We start from the raw sequence: 21,586 nt of genomic DNA on the forward strand, positions 1-21,586 counted from the left end.
GGCACATGACATGCGGATATACGAAAAATCCGCATGTCGCGTGCGATCTAGAAACGTCGCAAATCGATTGTCATCGGTAGCTCGTCACTGATTTCCACGTTGGGTATAGGAAGTTTCCCCGGCGTGTGTCCGACGCGGAAGAATCGCGCCATGCGCCGGCTCTCCGCTTCGTTGGCATTGACCGGCAACGTCTCGTAATTACGCCCGCCCGGATGGGCAACGTGGTACTGGCAACCGCCCAGCGAACGGCCCATCCAGGTGTCGAGCAAATCGAACACCAGCGGTGCGTGCACGGGAATCGTCGGTTGCAGACAGTTGGCCGGTTGCCACGCACGGTAACGCACACCCGCGACGAACTCGCCCACGCGCCCGGTCGGGTGCAACGGCACCGCGATGCCATTACAGGTCAGCAAATAACGCTGCGGCGGCAGCCCTTTGAGCTTGACCTGCAGACGCTCCAGAGATGAGTCGACGTAGCGCACCGTACCGCCTGCCGCGCCCTCCTCGCCCAGCACATGCCAAGGCTCCAGCGCCTGACGCAGCTCCAGTTCGATGCCGTTGACGGCGTAATCGCCGACCTTGGGAAAACGAAACTCCAGATGCGCGGCAAACCATTCCGCGCGCAGCGGATAACCGGCGTTGTTCAGCTCCACGATGACGTCGGCGAAGTCCTGCTCGATAAAGTGCGGCAGCAAGAAACGATCTCGCAGCTCGGTGCCCCAACGCGCCAGTTTCGGCGGCGCATAAGGCTCACGCCAGAAACGTGCGACCAGCGCCCGCAGCAACAGCTGCTGGGCCAGGCTCATGCGCGCATGGGGCGGCATTTCAAAGGCGCGCAGTTCCAACAAGCCAAGACGTCCGGTGGCGCCATCCGGCGAATACAGTTTGTCGATACAGAACTCGGCACGGTGCGTGTTGCCGGTGACGTCGATCAGCAGGTTGCGCAGCAGACGATCCACCAGCCACGGCGCGCACTCCTCACCCGGCTCGGGCATCTGCGCGAAAGCGATTTCCAGTTCGTACAGTGCATCATTGCGCGCCTCGTCGACACGCGGCGCCTGCGACGTCGGGCCGATGAACAATCCGGAAAACAGATACGACAACGACGGATGGTTTTGCCAGTAGCTGATCAGGCTGCGCAGCAGATCCGGGCGACGCAGAAACGGTGAATCCGCCGGCGTCGCACCACCGAGCACAAAATGGTTACCGCCGCCGGTGCCGGTGTGGCGACCATCGATCATGAATTTTTCGGTGGTCAGTCGGGTTTGCCGCGCTTCTTCATAGAGAAATTCGGTGCGTTCGACCAATTCGTCCCAGGTCGCTGACGGCTGCACATTCACCTCGATCACACCGGGATCCGGGGTGATGCGGAAGTTGCTCAGGCGCGGATCGCTTGGCGGCTCGTAGCCTTCCAGCAACACCGGGCAATGCAGTTCTTCAGCCGTCGCTTCGATGGCGGCCACCAGTTCCAGGTAATCCTCGACCCGTTCCAGCGGCGGCATGAACAGGTACAAACGTCCCTCGCGCGCTTCGGCGCAGAACGCGGTGCGGGTCAGCCAGTCGGCGGACTCGTCGATTTTCGGCGCGCGTTCGTCAGGCGCCGCCGCTTCTCCCGGACTGTTGAGCTGCGCGGTGTCTGGCAACGCGGCGAAGTCCTGATTCGGATCCTGTGGATGAATAAACGGATACTCGGCCGCCTTCACCCACGGCTGCGAACCCAGCGGCAAGCGATAACCCAGCGGCGAATCGCCCGGCACCAAACGGCAATGTTCGTCGCGCAGATACCAGCGCCCGCTCTGCCATTGATCGCCCTTGGCTGTACGCGCCAGCGGCAACACCTGGCCGATCACTTTGTTCAGGCCCTGACTGAAGACCTTGCGCAGTCGCGCGCGCTCCAGCGGCTCCTCTAGACGCGAGTCTTCGGCGCTGACATTGCTCGGTAATGTGCCTTCGCGCCAGAGGTAATAGAAATTGTCCTCGTAGGCCGGGAAGACAAAGCGTGTAGGCAATTTCAGGCGTTCGGCAACGCTGGCGAGAAAGCGCCCAGCCAATTCGCCATTGGCGCCGTAATCCTGCTGTTCGTCGGCGATCAGCGCGCCGTTGCGCCAGATCGGCACGCCGTCGCGGCGCCAATAGCAATTGAGCGACCAGCGCGGCAGTTGCTCGCCCGGGTACCACTTGCCCTGACCGAAATGCACCAGACCATTCGGCGCGTAGTGTTTGCGCATGCGCTGGAACAGTTCGGCGGAGAGCTGACGCTTGGCCGGCCCCAGCGCAGCGGTGTTCCACTCGGCGCCATCCGGGTCATCGATGGAAACGAAGGTCGGCTCGCCGCCCATGGTCAGGCGCACGTCATCCGCCAGCAGGTCAGCATCGATCTGCCGGCCCAGCGCCTGAATTGCCAGCCACTGCTCATCGGTGTAGGGCTTGGTGACGCGCGGCGCCTCCCAGATCCGTTCCACCGACATCTCATGGCTGAACACACATTCGCACGGCTCGACCAAGCCACTGATCGGTGCCGCCGAGGACGGATCGGGACTGCAGGCCAACGGGATATGCCCTTCACCAGCAAACAGCCCAGACGTGGCATCCAGGCCGATCCAGCCGGCACCCGGCAAATACACCTCGCACCAGGCGTGCAGATCGGTGAAGTCGACGTCCGTACCGGACGGGCCGTCGAGGCTCTTCACATCGGCGGTCAGTTGAATCAGGTAGCCGGAGACAAAACGTGCCGCCAACCCGAGGTTGCGCAACAACTGCACCAGCAACCACGCCGAATCCCGGCAGGAACCAGAGGCGTGCTCGAGAGTGTGTTCCGGGGTTTGCACGCCCGGCTCCATGCGAATCAGATAGCCGATGTCTTCGCTCAGGCGCTGGTTGAGCGCCACCAGAAAATCCACCGCCGGCAACGGCGTGCGGTCGATTCCGTCCAGATAGGCCTTGAATTTCGGCGTCAGCGGCAAGGTTTCGAGGTACGGCGCCAGCTCCTTGCGCTCATCGGCGGCGTAGGCGAAGGGGATTTTCTCGGCGTAGGGTTCGAGGAAGAAGTCGAACGGATTGAACACGGCCATTTCGGCGAGCAGATCGACTTCAATACGCAACTCATTGGTCTTCTCGGGGAACACCAATCGGGCGAGGTAGTTGCCCTGCGGATCCTGCTGCCAGTTGATGAAATGCTGCTCGGGCGAAACTTTCAGCGCATACGACAGAATCCGCGTGCGGCTGTGGGCGGCCGGGCGCAGGCGAACGATCTGCGGGCCGAGTTCGACAGCGCGGTCGTAGCGGTAATGCGTGACGTGATGCAATGCGACATGAATCGACACGGCGTGCCTCCTGCGAGCCTAAGCGTATTCGAAAGCGCGCAAGACTTATGCCATGCAGAGGCTTGGGCGCTTTCCCGGAATGCTTAGGGCAGTACAGCACCAAAATCGGGCGATGCGGGGAAATGGTTTGGGCTGATTGCACGTAAATGTTGCGAAGAGCCCCTCACCCTGGCCCTCCCGAAACGTCGGACCGCCCATAGGGAGAGGGAACTGACCGACGTGGTTGTTGGAGATACGCCGACGTGAAAGTCCTGAGTCGAACTTCGATTTTGAAAAGCACAGCGATCGGCTCCCTTCCCCCTCGCCCCCCATGGGGGAGAGGGCTGGGGTGAGGGGGATGGATCTCCCGGAAAACCCAATATCCAGCCCCAGAAATGCACAACGCCAACCCGAAGGTTGGCGTTCTGTTCAGCTCAAGCGATGTTTAGCGCGGTACGACCGGCTTGCGGGTCGGTTTCGGCCCTTTGCCTTTCGCAGCGTCTTTACGTTCCTTGGCTGCCTGCTGATTGCGGGCAAACGCCGCCGCCTTGGCCTGTTCCCGCTTGTCCCAAGGATTACCACCATCACTGGCACGTGGCGGCAAACCAGTGTGCTGAGTGAGGATCTTGGTGGTCTTCTCTTTGCCTTCCTTCGCCACTTTATGGCTGCCGGCCGGCGTCGAGTTCTTGCGACGGGCGCTCTGGTAGCTGTCAGTCGCCGGCTGATGAGTCGGGATCAACTGATCCTTGCCCGAACCGATCAAGTCACCACGGCCCATGCGGATCAGCGCTTCACGCAGCATCGGCCAGCCTTTCGGGTCGTGATAACGCAAGAACGCCTTGTGCAGACGACGCTGCTCTTCGCTCTTGACGATGGTCACGCCGTCGCTCTTGTAAGTGACCTTGCGCAGCGGGTTCTTGCCCGAGTGGTACATCGCGGTGGCGGTGGCCATCGGCGACGGGTAGAACGCCTGCACCTGGTCAGCGCGGAAGCCATTGCCCTTGAGCCACAGGGCCAGGTTCATCATGTCTTCGTCGGTGGTGCCCGGGTGGGCGGCGATGAAGTACGGAATCAGGTACTGCTCTTTGCCCGCTTCCTTGGTGTACTTCTCGAACATGCGCTTGAACTTGTCATAGCTGCCAATGCCCGGTTTCATCATCTGGTTGAGCGGACCTTCCTCGGTGTGTTCCGGGGCGATCTTCAGGTAACCACCAACGTGGTGGGTCACCAGCTCTTTGACGTACTCCGGCGACTCGACCGCGAGGTCGTAGCGCAGGCCGGAAGCGATCAGAATCTTCTTCACACCCGGCAATGCACGGGCGCTGCGGTACAGCTGAATCAGCGAAGAGTGGTCGGTGTTGAGGTTCGGGCAAATGCCCGGGAACACGCAGGACGGCTTGCGGCACGCGGATTCGATTTCCGGCGTTTTGCAGGCGATGCGGTACATGTTAGCGGTCGGGCCGCCGAGGTCGGAAATGACGCCGGTGAAGCCTGGAACCTTGTCGCGGATCTCTTCGATTTCGCGAATGATCGACTCTTCGGAACGGTTCTGGATGATCCGGCCTTCGTGCTCGGTGATCGAGCAGAAGGTGCAGCCACCGAAGCAGCCACGCATGATGTTCACCGAGAAACGGATCATGTCGTAGGCCGGGATCTTCTCCTTGCCATACGCCGGGTGCGGAACGCGCGCGTAGGGCATGCCGAACACGTAGTCCATTTCTTCAGTGGTCATCGGAATCGGCGGCGGGTTGAACCAGACGTCGACTTCGCCATGCTTCTGCACCAGCGCACGGGCGTTGCCCGGGTTGGTTTCGAGGTGCAGCACGCGGTTGGCGTGGGCATACAGAACGGCGTCGCCGCGCACCTTTTCAACCGATGGCAGACGAATCACGGTCTTGTCACGGGTCATGCGCGGGCTGGCCAGAATCTGTACGACCTTGGCTTCCTGCGGATCTTCAACCGGACCTTTTTCCTGCTCGATGGCGCAGGCCTGGGTGTCCTGGGTATTCACGTACGGGTTGATGATCTTGTCGACCTTGCCCGGACGGTCGATACGCGTCGAGTCGACTTCGTACCAGTCTTTCGGCGTATCGCGACGAATGAACGCGGTGCCGCGCACGTCGGTGATGTCTTCGATCTTGTGCCCGTAGGACAGACGCTGAGCGACTTCGACAATTGCGCGTTCGGCGTTGCCGTACAGCAGAATGTCGGCGCTGGCGTCGATCAGGATCGAGTTACGCACGCGATCCTGCCAGTAGTCGTAGTGGGCGATGCGGCGCAGCGAGGCTTCGATGCCGCCGAGGACGATCGGCACATGCTTGTAGGCTTCCTTGCAGCGCTGGCTATAAACCAGGCTCGCGCGGTCCGGACGCTTGCCGGCCATGCCGCCAGGCGTGTAAGCGTCGTCGGAACGGATTTTCTTGTCCGCGGTGTAGCGGTTGATCATCGAGTCCATGTTGCCCGCCGCAACGCCGAAGAACAGGTTCGGCTCGCCGAGCTTCATGAAGTCGTCTTTGGACTGCCAGTTCGGCTGCGCAATGATCCCGACGCGAAAGCCCTGAGACTCCAGCAGCCGGCCAATGATCGCCATGCCGAACGACGGGTGATCGACGTAGGCATCACCGGTAACAATGATGATGTCGCACGAATCCCAGCCAAGCTGATCCATCTCCTCCCTGCTCATCGGCAGGAATGGCGCTGGCCCGAAACATTCGGCCCAATATTTTGGATAGTCAAATAACGGCTTGGCTGCTTGCATGTCGACGACCGGTGTTGAAGTGAAAATTCGCGGGCGCGGAATATAGCACAAAAAATAACCAATTCCGACGGCAATGGTCGGTTTCTCTTACAACCGGCGTCGAGCCTGCCCGATAACCCGTAACCGGCAAAAAATCATCGTTCAAACTTAACATTCATCAGTCCGGTGCCTGCGCCAACTGATATGGCAACCCTTCAAGGATGAAGCAATGTCACCCAAACAGCCCGCCAAGGGCAGCATTAAAGTCAACACACCAACCAGCCCGGATGCGCCGCAGCAAGGCAATACCGGGCGAGCGCCACGGACGGGGCCTGAACCGTCCCTGTCTGTCCACCCTGCAACGCGGCCGGGTGGCACTCACGGCGCTCACGGCACTGACAGCCCTGAGGTAACAAGACCACCGCCCGTCGTCATCACGCACACGACAACCGCCTCGGTGAAAACAGGCGCAACGGGACCAAAATCGCTGGAGAGTTACCGTATCCTCGCACCTGACCGTTTGCCCCGGGCCAATACCGAGGGCTTGAGGATGTACAAGGGCCGCGAATACGTCGATGTCGCGCACGACAGCATCGTGATGGTCGGGGTCGATCCGCAGACCGGCCTCTACCGCGCCCAACTCGCGGCCGAGCGCGTGGCCTCTGGTCCGCTACTGCTGCGCGACAGCGACAGCGGTCTGTGGCATTCGCTCGAGGACGGTGACGCCGTTACCTTGATCGACACTCACCTGCAGACGTTGCACACCAATCTCGATCTCACACGTGCCAAGGCCGACAGCGACGGGTTGTTGCGCCACGAGGGTCGGCTGTACCTGCCCCTGCACAATCAGGTTTATCAGGTCATGCACGATGTGAGTGCATCCACGGCGACACACAAAGCGTGGCGCATCGTCAATCCGAAAGACCCCGTGGCAATCGACAGCGCAAATATCTTCCGGGCCAGCCGCAGCGGCGAAACGCGGTCGGTCAGGCGTGATGAGGGCAATCGCTGGGTCTATCATTTGCCAGACCTGAAGGGAGGTATTCAGGACGCGGAGATTGTCCGCCTGAGTAAAGACACGTTGATGCAGATGTATGAGCCTTTTCACAAGGCCCACACGGAGTTGACGAACTCGTCGGACCGGCATAACACCCTCTGGGCGCAAACCCAGAAACTGGCGGAAGGCAGCGCAGAGCGAATCGCAAAACTGCTGAGTCTCGAAGTGCATTTGCTCAAGCATGTGCAGAAACAGGCGGATTTCGTGGAGTCGCTGGTGCTCAACAGGAAATGGCTGGTCCTTGCGAAAGCCAGCGGGCTGTTCAAGCAGGAACTGCACACCTTCCGCATAGAGCGCGCCGAGTTCCTGAACCGCCTCATGGCAGCCATGGATCTGCGGGTGAAGCCAACGATCTCCAGTCTCGATGCCGACAGTTGCAAGCGAATCATCCCTCACCTGAACAAGAAGCTGAGGTTTATCGAAGAACGTGAAGTGGTGCTGGCAGAAATCAGAAAAGCCGACCCCGGAGCGGCGCCGATACTCGAAGAAATCAGGCAGCAAGTTCCGTCGGCCGAGCGCATCAACTTCAACAAGCTGACCCTCTATATACACCTGTTTGCGGGCACACCCGAGCATTCGCCCAATACCACCATGCCCTCGCTTTCAGCCGTCGACCTGGTCACCGCAGACCTGAAAAACATTCCGCAACATGAGCATCCGATGGCACTGCTTTTGAGCCTTGATCAGATCAGGGCGGACAAGTCCCGATTTGAAATGCAACTGGCCGCCAACGCTGACACCGATGCTTTGAGGGCCGGGTATCTGAGGGAAATCCTCGATCTGATTGATCCATTCGAGAAGCGAATCGAAAACCGGCTGAGCGACATTCTGGAGTCGATCGGGCGCGATCGCGAGCTGCCCAACATCGACCACGATATCGATTTCGATTTCCTTCCAGCACTGCCTGACCCTTCCGAAAGCCCCCGCCCGTCAGCCCCCAGAAAGATTTTCCGGGTCCGCCAGCACGGCACGTACCGGGTTCTGGTCGGCGAAACGGAAACGGCGCTGGACGGCAACGTCATCGTCAAGGTGCCGGACCCGTTGCGTCCCGGTTCGCCATCCGCCCGCTACGAAAAAAGACAGGGCGAATGGTTGCCAGTGCGGCCACCCATCGTCAGTACACCCAGACCACAACTGGTCGCCGAGGCAAAACGGTTACTGGCCGACGTTGAACAACACGTCGCCAAGGCCAAGGTGGACGAAGCGAAAAAAACCAATCCGACCGAGATTCTTGAAGGCTTGGGCAAAGAGGCGGAAAGCCTCAACGAGCAGGCAAGGCGCCTGGAAAGCCATGAAGACGCGACCAATGACGCCGAGATAGTCGCCCTGGCTGCGCGATTGCGCAGCGCTGCCGAGTCACTGGATGCGCATGGCCAAAGTGTTCTGGTGCGCATGTACAAGAACAGGGACGTGCTCGACATCATGCGTTTGAACTACCTGATGGATGCCGAAGAAGTCCGCGTGAGCAAAACCGTTGAGCGCAAGCAATCAGGCAAAGGCAAGGACAAGTCGTTTCTCGATGTTTATTCGATCACTGATCGCACCGACGGCACACCGTTATGGGAGGCACATTTCCACTATGACCAGCACAACACCGCGCCGCTGAGTTTCACTACACGAGGCGGTCACCTCAAAACCCTCGAACAGAGCCGACGCGGCATCGACGCTCAGCGCCGCGATGAACAGGCTGGCTTGCCGCACGTGGCCATCTGGCGCCAGACCTTCGATGGCAAGACCGCGCGCAAAATATTTGCACTGGCCAGCCCGGCTGGCGTGCCTTCCAAGCCTGAGTAAAGAACTCAGGGCCATACGATCAATCAGGCAATGACGCCGCCCCTGCCATCAGCTCCCGCTCAGGCGAGCTGATGCGCAAACCTGCAAGGATAGAAAGACATGCCCGTTAAATCGCCTCCCAGGGGCAACAATTCCGGCAATCCCCCGGTTCGCCAAAACGCTGGGGCAGACGTGGACACCCCGCGCCTCGACTTGCCAGCGCGCGCAGATTTAGAGATCTCGATACCCGGTGGGCAAACGCCACGACCGGGCCGCTTACCAACGCCAGCCGATATCGATGCGATCGAGCCGACTCCGAGCATCACGATTCATCGACCCGCGTTGCCGTTTGAAAATCCGCGTGCGCCTAGCCAGTCCCTGGAACATTACTGGGTGCCTGCGGCCACAGGTTTGTCGGATCGCAACGCTGACGGCTTGCGAACGCACAAGGGCCGCCAGTATGCCGATGTACCTGGCGGCATCGTGATGGTCAGCAAAGATGCGCAAACAGGACTGTATCGCGCCAGGCTGCCCAGCGAGTCCAGCCCCTCGGGCCCCGTGCTGCTGCGAGACTCCAGCGCGGGACTCTGGCATGAACTGGAACACTTCGAGCCCATCGGGGTGCCATTATCGAGCACCCGCCTGGAAGCTTTCCGTACGCCACTGGATTTCAGTGACGTTCAAAGGGGCAGCGATGGCCTCCACCGGCTCAACGGCAAGCTCTATGCGGTGATCGACAAGCACAGTTATCAGGTTCTGCACGACACCGATGCCTCTACCCCGTCGACACCGGTGATGCGTATCGTCCGCGCGCAAGATCCGGTTGCCGGCGAGAGCACCAACACTTACATCGCCACACGTCCCGGGCGCTCGGAGCCGATCATTTTCGATGCTCGCGACGGCTGGCTGGGGACGCCGGTCGGCGGTGTCGGCGGCATGTTCCGCAGCGAGCCAGGCAGCCCCGCGCAGCCCGGCTTGCTGCAACGGTTTGCCACCGCGATCAATCATTTGCGCACGCCAGAGTCCCGCGCTCGAAAACTCTTCCCGGCCCTCAACAACGAGGAGATCACCCGGCTTCTGCATTCGCACGGGGATGACGTCCGCGGCTATCTGTCCCAACGCGAGGCCAGTTATAGGGCGCTCAAGGCGGATCTCGCTTCCTGGATCAGGAAGACATCCTCGCAGACCTCCACCGAAGCTGCACATCCCGCGGTGGAGCGTGCTGTCGAAGAAATAAAACGTTGCTGGAAGCGGCAGACGGGGACGACGCTGAAACTTGATTTGGCAGAGGCAATCCTTGCGCCACTGACGGCTGATTTCAGCCATGTACGAACTCTGGAGCTGAAAGCGGTCGCCTGGTCGGACACCGCCGATACCTTCCTTGGCAGTTTTCCCAACCTCGAGAAACTGTCGGTGACTCACTCCACTCTGGATAAGCTGCCGACCGATATCGCGCCGATGACCGTTCTCAAGGCTCTGGAGCTGAACTCGAACCGAATCCAGCTCGATGAGCAGACAGCAGTAAAACTGGGCGCACTCGAACAGCTTGAACACCTCGACCTGTCGAGCAACCCGCTTGGCAGAATCCCGGACTTTCGCGGCATGTCGCAACTTCGGTCATTGAACCTGAGCAACACTGGACTGGATCACTGGCCCAGCGGTTTACGCGATCAGGTGGCACTGGACGTGGTCGACTTGCGCAATAACCAACTGCGCGAAATTCCACAGGCGAACCTTGCCCCGTCAAACAATGAACTACTGGCGATCGCCCGTATCAACTCGGTTACCCTGATTGAAGGCAATCCCTTCCCGGCCGGCTACTGGCGAACGCTTGAGGTCTATTGGCGCCGCGTAGTGGCCGACTATCCGGCGATGCGCACCGGCCCCCGCGCCGACGCGTTCAGACTGGATGGCGACATTCCCGAAGTGGCGATGGTGCGGCATATGTATCCAGACAAGGATCCGCAAGCCGCCAGGGAATATCTGCTCGCCCTGGGTGATGGCGCCGAAGAGCAGATCGCGCGACGCCTTGCCGGTTTCGCGTTACTGGAAACGCAACTGCAGGCCTACATCGCCGACAGTCAACCCGGCCCGGCCTATGCCAGGGGCCCGGAAAGAGTCAACGCCACCCGCCTGGCAAGGATCATCAGAGGCTGCTGGCTAGGCGAATCGGACGGCGTACTGAAACTGCCACCGCTGTACGGTCCATTACCCCTGCTGACCGTGGATTTCAGCCACATCAAATCCCTCAGTCTCGACTCGGTCATCTGGTCGGACACCGCCAATACGCTTCTGTCCAATTGCCCCAATCTGGAAAGCCTGAGCATCGTTAACTCCGGCATCGATAAACTGCCGCAAAAAATCGCCGAGATGGACAAACTCAACTATCTGGACCTGAGTTCAAACCAGATAAAACTGGATGAGCAAAGCGCTTTGGCACTCGGTGCACTGCACCAGTTGAAACAGATCGATCTGTCCAACAATCAACTGCGGGCAGTGCCCGACTTCAGCACCATGTCCGGGTTGCAAGCCTTGAACCTGAAAAACACGGGCCTCAGTCAGTGGCCTGCCGGGCTGCTCGACAAAACCGCTTTGAACCACCTGGACCTGCGCGACAATCGCTTGAGCGAGGTTCCCCAGGCCAACCTCAACCCGACACTCGAGACGCTGGCTGTCGTCGCGCGGATCAACAACGTCACGCGGCTTGAAGGCAACGACTTCCCCTCTGCGTACTGGCGAAAATTCGACGGCTACTGGCGACGCCTTAAAGAGTCTCACCCCGAGCTGATGGAGCCGGCCCATCCCGCCGTATTCGATAGCGAAGACTCCAGGGCGCAGCGTTATCGAAACCTGTTCCCGAGCAAAACCATCAAGGAGTGCAGAGAGTTCATCTGGAATCATGACAAAGGCACCGTTGCACCACGCTTGCTCGGGCTGGAACAAGAATTCGATCTTTTGAAAACCCAGCTCGACGACTGGGTCTTTTCCGGGGGCGGCAACCGCCTGCGTTACGTGCGTGCCAATCAACTGCAAATCAACGCCACCACCCGCAATGACCGCACCGCAGCGCGGGATCGGATCATCAGTTGCTGGCGCCGCGAAACAGCGCAAAAACATGCATTCGACGGCACGCCGATCGGTCTGGAACTGGACTTGAGCGGCCTGACCTTGCCGACCCTGCCGGATCTGAGCATCGACTTCAGCCATGTTGGTTCACTCAGATTGAGCGGCATGAACCTGACGGAGTCACCGGAAGGCTTCCTCACCCGTTTTCGTCATGTGCGCTGGCTGGACATGTCGAACAATCGCCTCAGGGACTTGCCCCCGGCGGTAGGAGAAATGCACGGGATGACGCGCCTGTTTCTGCAGCACAACCAACTTGAGCTCAATGCAGAAACGGCACGGATACTGGCCGGACGCACAACACTCAGAGCACTCTGGATCGACAACAATCCCCAACTCGGTGTGATCCCGGACTTCAGCCTGATCACCGATATGCGCGAGGTCAGCCTGGCGAACACCGGCATCACGCATTGGCCAACCGGACTGTTTGATCAACCCCTGCTGACCCGGATCGATCTGAGCAATAACCAGATCACCACGATTCCCGACTTTGTCACTGCTCCGCCCCCGGAGCGCCTGGCGCATTCGGTCCAAGTGAACAGTGGCACGTTACTGACGAATAATCCGATTACTGATGAGACGCGGATACAAATGGGCGTCTATCGCATGCAACTGGACGAAGCGCAAACCGGGCTTCACAACAGATTCAACCTGTTCACAACGTCATTTCCTTTAGCTCAACGTCCCATTGCAAGGACCGCCGCAGAGCCCACCCCGATCTGGACCACCGGACTACCCACTGATCAAGCGTTCGCCAGAAACACTCAATGGCGCACGTTGCGCGAGCAGCCAGGCTCAGACGGCTTCTTCAACATCCTCGCAAGCCGTGCGCACCATGCCGATTTCCGGCGTCAGGTCTGGGATGTGATCGATGTCATCAGCCAAGACGATCCACAGTCGCGAACCTTGCGTCGAGAACTGTTCGATCGCGCGTGCGAAGCAGGTTGCACTGACCTTGCCGCAGCCACCTTCACCGACCTGCAAGTTCTGGCCATGACTTACAAGGCGCGCGTACAGGCCAGGCTCGATTTGAATGGCGCCCCCTTGGTGGCGTTGTCCAAAGGATTGTTCCGGCTCAAACAGGTCGACGACATCGCCGCGGCAGAGATCGCTTCAAGCAGGGCAATCATTGACGATCCGGCAACCTCCCGGGAGCTGCGAAACAGCCACCACCTGCGCATACGCGATCCCCATGAAATGACCATGGCCTACCGCTTTGGTCTCAAGGATCGGCTGCAATTGCCGTTTCAGCCACAGGCACTCACGTTTATCGGCATGGCTGGCGTTACCCCGGCAATGCTGGATGCGGCGTATCGCCAAGTCTCGACGCTGAATGGTTCGCCTGAAGAGTTTCAGGCGTTGGTGTCGATGGATTTCTGGCAGGACTTCATCATTCACAAATACCAGGCGCAATTCGATGCGAGTCGCCAGCCGTTTCAGAATCGCCAGGAAATTCTCGACAGCCAGTCATCACAAGGCCTGCTGAGCGAGGCTCAATACAACATGCAAACCGATGATGTGACGGCGCAGTTGGCGATTGTCGAAGCGACATTGATCCAGACGCTGACGCGGCAGGAATTGCAGCCTCGAACAATGATCGAGGCGCCTCCTGCCGACGTCACGCCTGCGCAGGAAACCCCGGGAACGAGTGGTGCAATGCTGTAATCGATACGTCGCAGCAGGCCGATGGACTTCGGCCTGCTGTCACTCGTCGTCGTCGAAGTTGTAACTGCCTGGGGCAAGGTTTTCGAAACGGGTGTACTTGCCGATAAACGCCAGGCGGATAAAACCGATCGGGCCGTTACGCTGCTTGCCGATGATGATTTCGGCGATGCCCTTGTGTTCGGTTTCCGGGTGATACACCTCGTCGCGGTACACGAACATGATCACGTCGGCGTCCTGCTCGATCGCTCCGGATTCGCGCAAGTCGGAGTTTACCGGGCGCTTGTTGGGACGCTGTTCGAGGGAACGGTTGAGCTGCGACAGCGCCACCACCGGGCAGTTGAATTCCTTGGCCAGCGCTTTCAGGGATCGCGAGATCTCGGAAATTTCGTTGGTACGGTTGTCACCGCTGGAACCGGGGATCTGCATCAGTTGCAGGTAGTCGATCATGATCAGGCCGACGTCGCCGTGTTCACGCACCAGACGCCGGGTCCGCGCACGCATTTCCGACGGGCTGATACCGGCAGTGTCATCGATGAACAGTTTGCGATCGTTGAGCAGGTTGACCGCCGAGGTCAGGCGCGGCCAGTCATCGTCTTCGAGTTGACCGGAACGCACTTTGGTCTGGTCGATGCGCCCCAGCGAGGAGAGCATACGCATGATCAGCGATTCGCCTGGCATCTCGAGGGAGTACACCAGAACCGCCTTCTCGCTGCGCAACACGGCGTTTTCCACCAGGTTCATCGCAAAGGTGGTTTTACCCATCGACGGACGGCCGGCGACGATGATCAAGTCGGACGGCTGCAGGCCGCTGGTCTTCTCGTCGAGGTCGGTGTAGCCGGTAGACAGGCCGGTAATGGCGTTGTCAGTGTTGAACAAGGTGTCGATCCGGTCGATGGCCTTGGTCAGCAAATCGTTCACACCCACCGGGCCGCCGGTTTTAGGCCGGGCCTCGGCAATCTGGAAGATCTGCCGTTCGGCTTCGTCAAGAATCTCGGCGGCAGTACGACCTTCAGGGTTGAAGGCGCTATCAGCGATCTCGGTACTGATGCCGATCAACTGGCGCAAGGTCGCTCGTTCGCGAACGATCTGCGCATAGGCCTTGATGTTGGCGACGGATGGCGTGTTTTTCGCCAGCTCGCCGAGGTAACCGAGGCCGCCGACTTGCGAGGTCTGACCTTCCTTGTCCAATTGCTCGGACAGGGTCACGACGTCGATCGGCATGTTCTGATCGGCCAATTTGGCGATCGCACGGAAGATCAGACGGTGGTCATGTCGATAGAAATCGCCGTCGGAGACTTGATCGAGCACGCGTTCCCAGGCGTTGTTGTCCAGCATCAGACCACCGAGTACAGCCTGTTCGGCTTCGATGGAATGCGGCGGCACCTTCAGGGCAGCGGTTTGCAGATCGTATTGCTCGGGAGCGGAGATATCGTTCATGGCCACTTGTGTTGTTTGGAAAAACAGGGAATTCAGAAAGACAAAGGGCACGACCTGTATAACAGGATCGTGCCCGATGTTAACCGTCTGACGGACAAGCCGCCAGCCGATCAGTGTTGCTTAAGCTGCTACCACGACAACGCGTACGGTGGCTTCAACTTCGGCGTGCAGGTGCACAGCCACGTCGAATTCACCCACGTTGCGGATGGTGCCGTTCGGCAGACGAACTTCGCTTTTCGCAACTTCAACGCCGGAGGCGGTCAGTGCGTCAGCGATGTCGTGAGTACCGATCGAACCGAACAGCTTGCCTTCGTCGCCAGCGGTGGCAGTGATGGTCACTTCCAGCTCGGCCAGTTGGGCAGCACGGCTTTCAGCCGATGCTTTACGGTCTGCGGCAGCTTTTTCCAGCTCAGCACGACGCTCTTCGAACGCAGCCAGGTTGGCAGCGGTCGCAGCGGTAGCTTTGCCGAAAGGCAGCAGGTAGTTACGGCCGTAACCGGCCTTAACGTTTACTTTGTCGCCCAGGTTGCCCAGGTTGGCGATTTTTTCCAGAAGGATCAGTTGCATGTGAAAATCCTCTAACTTTTAACCTTCACCGTTCGCGCTGTCGGTGTCTTTCGACACGTGACGACCGCGAAAATCAATCAGGCTGTCGACAATGGCCAGGACCACGAGCAACGGATAGATCAGCTGCATGAACAACAGCAGCGTGACGTACAACCCCACCAGCCAGAAACCGGCCAGTCGCTTCTGCCCGACCAGCCCATGAATCAGGGCAAGTCCGGCGAACACCAGCGGTACACTGCACAACGGCGTCAACATGGCCATCTGTGCACCGAGATTCGGGCCCAGAAGCATCAACGCCAGCAGCAACATCGCCGGCCCCAGCGGGATCCGGATGGCGCGAAACTCGCGACCAAAACCACCCGGGTTGTACAACAACGCCTGCCAATGCCGCCCGACAATCAGGCTCAGCACGCTGACGATTTGCAACAGCGCCGCAATCAGTCCGGTCAGGACTGGTGCAATCAGGGACGCGAAACGCGCTTGCTCATCGACCGACAATTGCTTGTAGGTCTCACCGAGAAGCGCCGGCATGACCTTTATCAAGGCCTGCGCGAGCATCTCGATCTGGGCCGCAAACGCGGCCCCGAGCACCACCGAAAACACCACTCCAATCACTACGCTGACCAGCAGCGTGCGAACCCAGGACTCACTTGCGCGCAAAACCAACGCAAGTCCCGAAGACCCCAGCAGCACCAGAAGTGCGCGTGGATCATCGGCATACAGCCACCAGATCAATGCCGGCAGCAGCCCCAGAGACAGAACACCCAGGGCGTCCGTCAGTCCGCGCCGCAGCAGCACAAGGCTCCCGGCGGCAGCGCCCAACCAATACAACAACGGCAATGTTGCACATCCGGCCACCACGAGAGTGGCCTGCATACGGCCTCGCATGATGAACTCAGCTAAGGCACGCATGCATTCAATCCTTTGCTACTTGTCGACTGCCCGGTCTCAGCGGCCGTGGCTGTCGGTGTAGGCCAGCAGGGCCAGGAAGCGGGCGCGCTTGATAGCGGTGGCCAGCTGACGCTGATAACGAGCTTTGGTACCGGTGATGCGGCTTGGAACGATTTTGCCGGTCTCGGATACGTAGGCTTTCAGAGTGTTGAGATCTTTGTAATCGATCTCTTTCACGTCTTCAGCGGTGAAACGGCAGAATTTACGACGACGGAAGAAACGTGCCATTTGATAGGCTCCTTAATAAGGTCCGTGGATTACTCGTCAGCGTTATCGCTGTCGTTCTCTTCGCCTTCAGCGCTTTCAGCGCCTTCGTGCTCAGGACGATCGCGACGCTCACGGCGCTCACTGCGGTTTTCTTCAGCCTTGAGCATCTCGGACTGGCCGGTAACGGCTTCGTCGCGACGGATGACCAGGTTACGGATCACTGCATCGTTGTAGCGGAAGTTGTCTTCCAGCTCGGCCAGGGCCTTGCCAGTGCACTCAACGTTCAGCATCACGTAGTGAGCCTTGTGAACATTGTTGATTGCGTAGGCCAGTTGACGACGGCCCCAATCTTCCAGACGGTGGATTTTGCCGCCGTCTTCTTCGATCAGCTTGGTGTAACGCTCAACCATGCCGCCGACTTGCTCGCTTTGATCCGGGTGGACCAAAAAGATGATTTCGTAATGACGCATGAATGCTCCTTACGGGTTGTAGCCTGCCGCTCAAAAACGGTCAGACAAGGAGTGAATGACACTTATGGACTTGCTGGCGCGGGGCACATGCGTGCCTGCCGTCACAGCAAGGGGCGCAATTGTAGAGAAGGGACAGAAGAGGTGCAAGGCAATTGGTGATTATTTGAACAACCAACGATCTTCGCCTTCCCACAAAACAATGTAGGAGTGAGCCTGCTCGCGATGAGGGGGTAACATTCAACTTTGATGCTGAATGTTGCACCGCTATCGCGAGCAGGCTCACTCCTACAGGGGATTTGCAGCAGATCAGGATTTCTTGGTGGCAGCCTTGGCTTTGGCACCGCGCTGACGCTGCGCTTCGAACAGGCACACGCCAGTTGCCACGGACACGTTCAGACTGCTGACACTACCGGCCATCGGTAGCTTCACCAGATAGTCGCAGTGTTCGCGAGTCAAGCGACGCATGCCTTTGCCTTCGGCGCCCATGATCAGGATGGTCGGGCCGGTCAGGTCCTGGTCATAAATGCTGACCTCAGCCTCACCCGCCGTACCGACAATCCACAGACCGCGCTGCTGGAGCTTTTCCAGAGTGCGCGCGAGGTTGGTCACCGCAACCAGCGGAATCACTTCCGCCGCGCCGCAAGCGACTTTACGCACGACCGGCGTCAAAGTTGCCGATTTGTCTTTCGGCACGATCACCGCCAGCGCGCCGGCCGCATCGGCCGAGCGCAGGCAGGCGCCGAGGTTGTGCGGATCGGTCACGCCGTCGAGCACCAGCAACAGTGGCGCGCCTTCGGTGCGGTCGAGCAGCTCGTCGAGCATCGCTTCACCCCAGACCTGGCTCGGGCTGACTTCCGCGACTACGCCTTGGTGAACACCTTCAACCCAGGCGTCCATTTCGCGGCGCTCGGCCTGACCGACCTGGACACGATTTTCGTTGGCCAGCTCAACCAGGGTCTGCACGCGCGGATCGTTGCGGCTTTCCGCCAACCAGATCTGCTTGACGCGTTTCGGGTGGTGACGCAGCAACGCTTCTACCGCGTGAACGCCGTAGATTTTTTCCAACTGACTCATGACTTCGCCTTCGGTTTACGTGCCCCGCCACTTTTGGCTGGAGCAGAACCCGCTTTTGGCGGGCCTTTACGGTGTTTGCTCGGTTTTGCTGGCTTGCCGCCGGAGGCCTTTTCAGGCGCCGACCGTCCGGTCTTTCCCCCGGACGCCGCTTTACCACCGTTTTTGGCGTCGGAAAGCAGAGCTTTCTTCATTTCACGGCTTTTGCGCAGCTCGGCGTTCTTCGCTACGGCGTCGCTTGGGCGATAGGCTTCGGCAGCTTTCTCTTTGGCTGGACGACGACCAGCGCTTTTCGCAGGAGCCGCTTCGGCTTTTTCCTTGGCGGCTGGCGCGGCAGTTTCAGCACCACGCTTTTTGCGACCGATCGGCGCGCTGATGGTTTTTTCCGCCATCTCGAAGTCGATCTTGCGCTCGTCGAGGTCGACACGCATGACGCGCACCTCAACGGTATCGCCCAGACGGAAGCTACGACCGGTGCGCTCGCCCGCCAGGCGGTGATGCACAGGATCGAAGTGGTAGTAATCGCCCGGCAGCGCGGTGACGTGCACCAGGCCTTCGACGTAGATATCGGTCAGCTCGACGAACAGACCAAAACCGGTCACTGCGGTGATCACGCCCGGGAACGATTCGCCCACGCGATCCTTCATGAACTCGCACTTGAGCCAGTTCACGACATCGCGCGTCGCTTCGTCGGCACGGCGTTCGCTCATCGAGCATTGCTCGCCGAGCTGCTCCAGCGCTGCTTCGTCGTACGGATAGATGCGCGCCTTCGGAATGGTCATCGCACCGGCACGGCGAACGTGCGAGGTGTCCTGTTTCGAATGGATCACGCTGCGGATCGCGCGGTGCGTGAGCAAATCCGGGTAACGACGGATCGGCGAAGTGAAGTGGGTATAGGCTTCGTAATTCAGGCCGAAGTGGCCCTGGTTGTCAGCGCTGTACACCGCCTGGCTCAGCGAACGCAACATCACGGTCTGGATCAGGTGGAAATCCGGACGATCCTTGATGCTCGCCAGCAAGGCCTGATAGTCCTTCGGCGACGGGCCGTCCTTGCCTTTGTGCAGGGACAGGCCGAGCTCACCGAGGAAGGCACGCAGTTTTTCCAGACGCTCCGGTGGCGGACCGTCGTGGACGCGGTACAGCGCAGGAATTTCGTGCTTCTTGAGGAATTCGGCGGTGGCCACGTTGGCCGCCAGCATGCATTCTTCGATCAGCTTGTGCGCGTCGTTACGGGTGGTCGGACGGATTTCGGCAATCTTGCGCTCGGTACCGAAGATGATTCGGGTTTCCTGCGTTTCGAAATCGATCGCGCCACGGACGTGACGGGCAGCCAGCAGAACCTTGTACAGCGCATAAAGCTGCTTGAGGTGCGGCAGAACATCGTTGTACTCACCGCGAAGCTGACGCGCCTCGGTGATTTTCGGCGTTTCCAGCATCGCGCTGACTTTGTTGTACGTCAGACGAGCGTGGGAATGGATCACCGCTTCATAGAAGCAGTAGTCGGTCATTTCGCCGGACTTGGAGATGGTCATCTCGCAAACCATGGCCAGACGATCGACGTGCGGGTTCAGCGAGCACAGACCGTTGGACAGTTGCTCAGGCAGCATCGGCACTACACGCTCGGGGAAGTACACCGAGTTGCCGCGCACTTGTGCTTCGTTGTCCAGCGCCGAGCCGATCTTCACGTAGCTGGAAACGTCGGCAATCGCCACGTACAACTTCCAGCCGCCGGAGAACAGGCGCAGCTTGCCCGGTTTGGCTTCACAATAAACAGCATCGTCGAAGTCGCGGGCATCTTCACCGTCGATGGTGACGAACGGCAGATGGCGCAGGTCGACGCGCTTCTCTTTGTCTTTTTCTTCGACTTCCGGCTTGAGCTTGGCCGCTTCTTTCAGAACGGCTTCAGGCCAGACATGCGGAATGTCGTAGGTGCGCAGGGCGACATCGATTTCCATGCCCGGCGCCATGTAGTTGCCGACCACTTCGACCACGTCACCTTGCGGCTGGAAGCGCGGCGTTGGCCAGTGGGTGATTTTCACCTCAACGAACTGACCGATCTGCGCGTTGGCGTTACGGCCCGGCGTGACCAGCACTTCTTGCTGGATCTTCGGATTGTCTGCGACGACAAAACCGATGCCGCCTTCTTCGAAGTAGCGACCAACGATGGTTTCGTGAGCACGCGACACCACTTCGACGATCACGCCTTCGCGGCGACCGCGACGGTCAAGACCGGAAACACGCGCCAGTGCACGGTCGCCATCGAACACCAGACGCATCTGCGCCGGGCTCATGAACAGATCGTCGCTGCCATCGTCCGGCACCAGGAAGCCGAAACCGTCACGGTGACCGCTGATGCGACCAAGGATCAAGTCAAGCTTGTCGACCGGCGCGTACGTGCCACGACGGGTATAGATCAGTTGTGCGTCGCGCTCCATGGCGCGCAGGCGACGGCGCAGGGCTTCGATCTGGTCTTCTGTGGTCAGACCAAACTCTTCGACCAGTTGCTCGCGGGCAGCAGGCGAACCCCGATCGGCGAGGTGCGCCAGGATCAGTTCGCGGCTAGGAATAGGGTTTTCATATTTTTCCGCTTCACGAGCGGCCTCGGGATCGAGGGACTGCCAATCGGCCATTAGAGAGTTTTCACCTTGTCTATATGCGGGTTAGTTTGGCATAGGCGCCATGAAACGGGAAATTTCCGACTCTATAAGGCCCTTATCAAGGGCTGTAGCGTCACTTGAAAGCCGTTTTGCACACCGCCGGTAAAAAAAATCATATTTTTTGCTGAGAGGGGTTTACAGTTAAAAAGACGCTCCGTATAGTGCGCGCCATCGACGACGCACAAGCGTTGCCGATACTGCCCAGATGGTGAAATTGGTAGACACGCCAGCTTCAGGTGCTGGTGACCTTACGGTCGTGGAAGTTCGAGTCTTCTTCTGGGCACCAATTTCGAGCTTGAGACTAGATCAGTTTCAAGGCTCACACAAAACCCGCGAAAGCGGGTTTTTTGCATTCTAAGCCCAGGTTTTCTTAAAACTGATTTATTAAAATTAAATCAGGGGTTTACAGATCAAAAGTCGCTCCGTATAGTGCGCCACATCAACAGCGGCAACGCTAGCGATGATTGCCCAGATGGTGAAATTGGTAGACACGCCAGCTTCAGGTGCTGGTGACCTTACGGTCGTGGAAGTTCGAGTCTTCTTCTGGGCACCAATTCAAATTCAAGGTC

11 protein-coding genes and 2 tRNA genes are annotated in these 21,586 nt (G+C 59.2%); 4 read left to right on the top strand and 9 right to left on the bottom strand.

The window, feature by feature from the left end; all coding sequences use genetic code 11:
- Positions 1 to 47 precede the first annotated feature (47 nt).
- Positions 48 to 3,323 carry a transglutaminase family protein gene (locus PMI23_RS06575; protein WP_007915857.1) on the bottom strand — a complete coding sequence of 1,092 codons (3,276 nt, stop codon included), beginning with the start codon at positions 3,321 to 3,323 and terminating at the stop codon, positions 48 to 50.
- A 424-nt stretch (positions 3,324 to 3,747) separates the two neighbouring features.
- Positions 3,748 to 6,060, bottom strand: a complete 2,313-nt coding sequence (locus tag PMI23_RS06580; RefSeq protein ID WP_007915855.1) for a YgiQ family radical SAM protein — start codon at positions 6,058 to 6,060, stop codon at positions 3,748 to 3,750.
- Between the two features lie 208 nt (positions 6,061 to 6,268).
- Here PMI23_RS06580 and PMI23_RS06585 point away from each other — a divergent pair, with 208 nt between their 5' ends.
- Entirely contained in the window at positions 6,269 to 8,890 is a 2,622-nt protein-coding gene (locus tag PMI23_RS06585; RefSeq protein ID WP_238539519.1) for a hypothetical protein, read from the top strand.
- A gap of 372 nt (positions 8,891 to 9,262) precedes the next feature.
- Complete coding sequence (locus PMI23_RS06590) at positions 9,263 to 13,657, top strand: NEL-type E3 ubiquitin ligase domain-containing protein (protein ID WP_238539520.1); 4,395 nt, start codon at positions 9,263 to 9,265, stop codon at positions 13,655 to 13,657.
- A 39-nt stretch (positions 13,658 to 13,696) separates the two neighbouring features.
- Here PMI23_RS06590 and dnaB read toward each other — a convergent pair whose 3' ends face one another.
- The 7 genes from dnaB to rnr form a co-directional block, all read right to left on the bottom strand.
- Complete coding sequence (gene dnaB / locus PMI23_RS06595) at positions 13,697 to 15,094, bottom strand: replicative DNA helicase (protein WP_007915846.1); 1,398 nt, start codon at positions 15,092 to 15,094, stop codon at positions 13,697 to 13,699.
- A gap of 120 nt (positions 15,095 to 15,214) precedes the next feature.
- Positions 15,215 to 15,661 (bottom strand): 50S ribosomal protein L9, encoded by a 447-nt coding sequence (rplI, locus tag PMI23_RS06600; protein WP_003186385.1) that lies wholly within the window; start codon positions 15,659 to 15,661, stop codon positions 15,215 to 15,217.
- Positions 15,662 to 15,679: 18 nt separating this feature from the next.
- The gene (locus PMI23_RS06605) at positions 15,680 to 16,573 is read right to left on the bottom strand and encodes a hypothetical protein (protein WP_007915845.1); all 894 of its coding nucleotides are present in this window, start codon (positions 16,571 to 16,573) and stop codon (positions 15,680 to 15,682) included.
- A 36-nt stretch (positions 16,574 to 16,609) separates the two neighbouring features.
- Complete coding sequence (gene rpsR / locus PMI23_RS06610; RefSeq protein WP_002551829.1) at positions 16,610 to 16,840, bottom strand: 30S ribosomal protein S18; 231 nt, start codon at positions 16,838 to 16,840, stop codon at positions 16,610 to 16,612.
- 29 nt (positions 16,841 to 16,869) lie between these two features.
- Positions 16,870 to 17,289, bottom strand: coding sequence for a 30S ribosomal protein S6 (gene rpsF / locus PMI23_RS06615; protein ID WP_007915844.1), 420 nt, complete (start codon positions 17,287 to 17,289; stop codon positions 16,870 to 16,872).
- Positions 17,290 to 17,595: 306 nt separating this feature from the next.
- The gene (rlmB, locus tag PMI23_RS06620; RefSeq protein ID WP_007915843.1) at positions 17,596 to 18,363 is read right to left on the bottom strand and encodes a 23S rRNA (guanosine(2251)-2'-O)-methyltransferase RlmB; all 768 of its coding nucleotides are present in this window, start codon (positions 18,361 to 18,363) and stop codon (positions 17,596 to 17,598) included.
- Positions 18,360 to 20,990 (bottom strand): ribonuclease R, encoded by a 2,631-nt coding sequence (gene rnr, locus PMI23_RS06625; RefSeq protein ID WP_007915842.1) that lies wholly within the window; start codon positions 20,988 to 20,990, stop codon positions 18,360 to 18,362. The genes rlmB and rnr overlap by 4 nt, the downstream gene beginning before the upstream one ends.
- Before the next feature lie 226 nt (positions 20,991 to 21,216).
- Here rnr and PMI23_RS06630 point away from each other — a divergent pair.
- Positions 21,217 to 21,303 (top strand) — tRNA-Leu (locus tag PMI23_RS06630).
- A gap of 180 nt (positions 21,304 to 21,483) precedes the next feature.
- Positions 21,484 to 21,570, top strand: a tRNA-Leu gene (locus PMI23_RS06635).
- Positions 21,571 to 21,586 lie beyond the last annotated feature (16 nt).

Source organism: Pseudomonas sp. GM24 (assembly GCF_000282235.1).
In the GTDB taxonomy this organism is placed as follows: Bacteria; Pseudomonadota; Gammaproteobacteria; order Pseudomonadales; family Pseudomonadaceae; genus Aquipseudomonas.

Bases quoted from the DNA above. Each gene is read 5' to 3' on its own strand.
- PMI23_RS06580 (WP_007915855.1), bottom strand. From the start codon at position 6,060: ATGCAAGCAGCCAAGCCGTTATTTGACTATCCAAAATATTGGGCCGAA.
- PMI23_RS06585 (WP_238539519.1), top strand. From the start codon at position 6,269: ATGTCACCCAAACAGCCCGCCAAGGGCAGCATTAAAGTCAACACACCA.
- dnaB (WP_007915846.1), bottom strand. From the start codon at position 15,094: ATGAACGATATCTCCGCTCCCGAGCAATACGATCTGCAAACCGCTGCC.
- rplI (WP_003186385.1), bottom strand. From the start codon at position 15,661: ATGCAACTGATCCTTCTGGAAAAAATCGCCAACCTGGGCAACCTGGGC.
- PMI23_RS06605 (WP_007915845.1), bottom strand. From the start codon at position 16,573: ATGCGTGCCTTAGCTGAGTTCATCATGCGAGGCCGTATGCAGGCCACT.
- rpsR (WP_002551829.1), bottom strand. From the start codon at position 16,840: ATGGCACGTTTCTTCCGTCGTCGTAAATTCTGCCGTTTCACCGCTGAA.
- rpsF (WP_007915844.1), bottom strand. From the start codon at position 17,289: ATGCGTCATTACGAAATCATCTTTTTGGTCCACCCGGATCAAAGCGAG.
- rlmB (WP_007915843.1), bottom strand. From the start codon at position 18,363: ATGAGTCAGTTGGAAAAAATCTACGGCGTTCACGCGGTAGAAGCGTTG.
- rnr (WP_007915842.1), bottom strand. From the start codon at position 20,990: ATGGCCGATTGGCAGTCCCTCGATCCCGAGGCCGCTCGTGAAGCGGAA.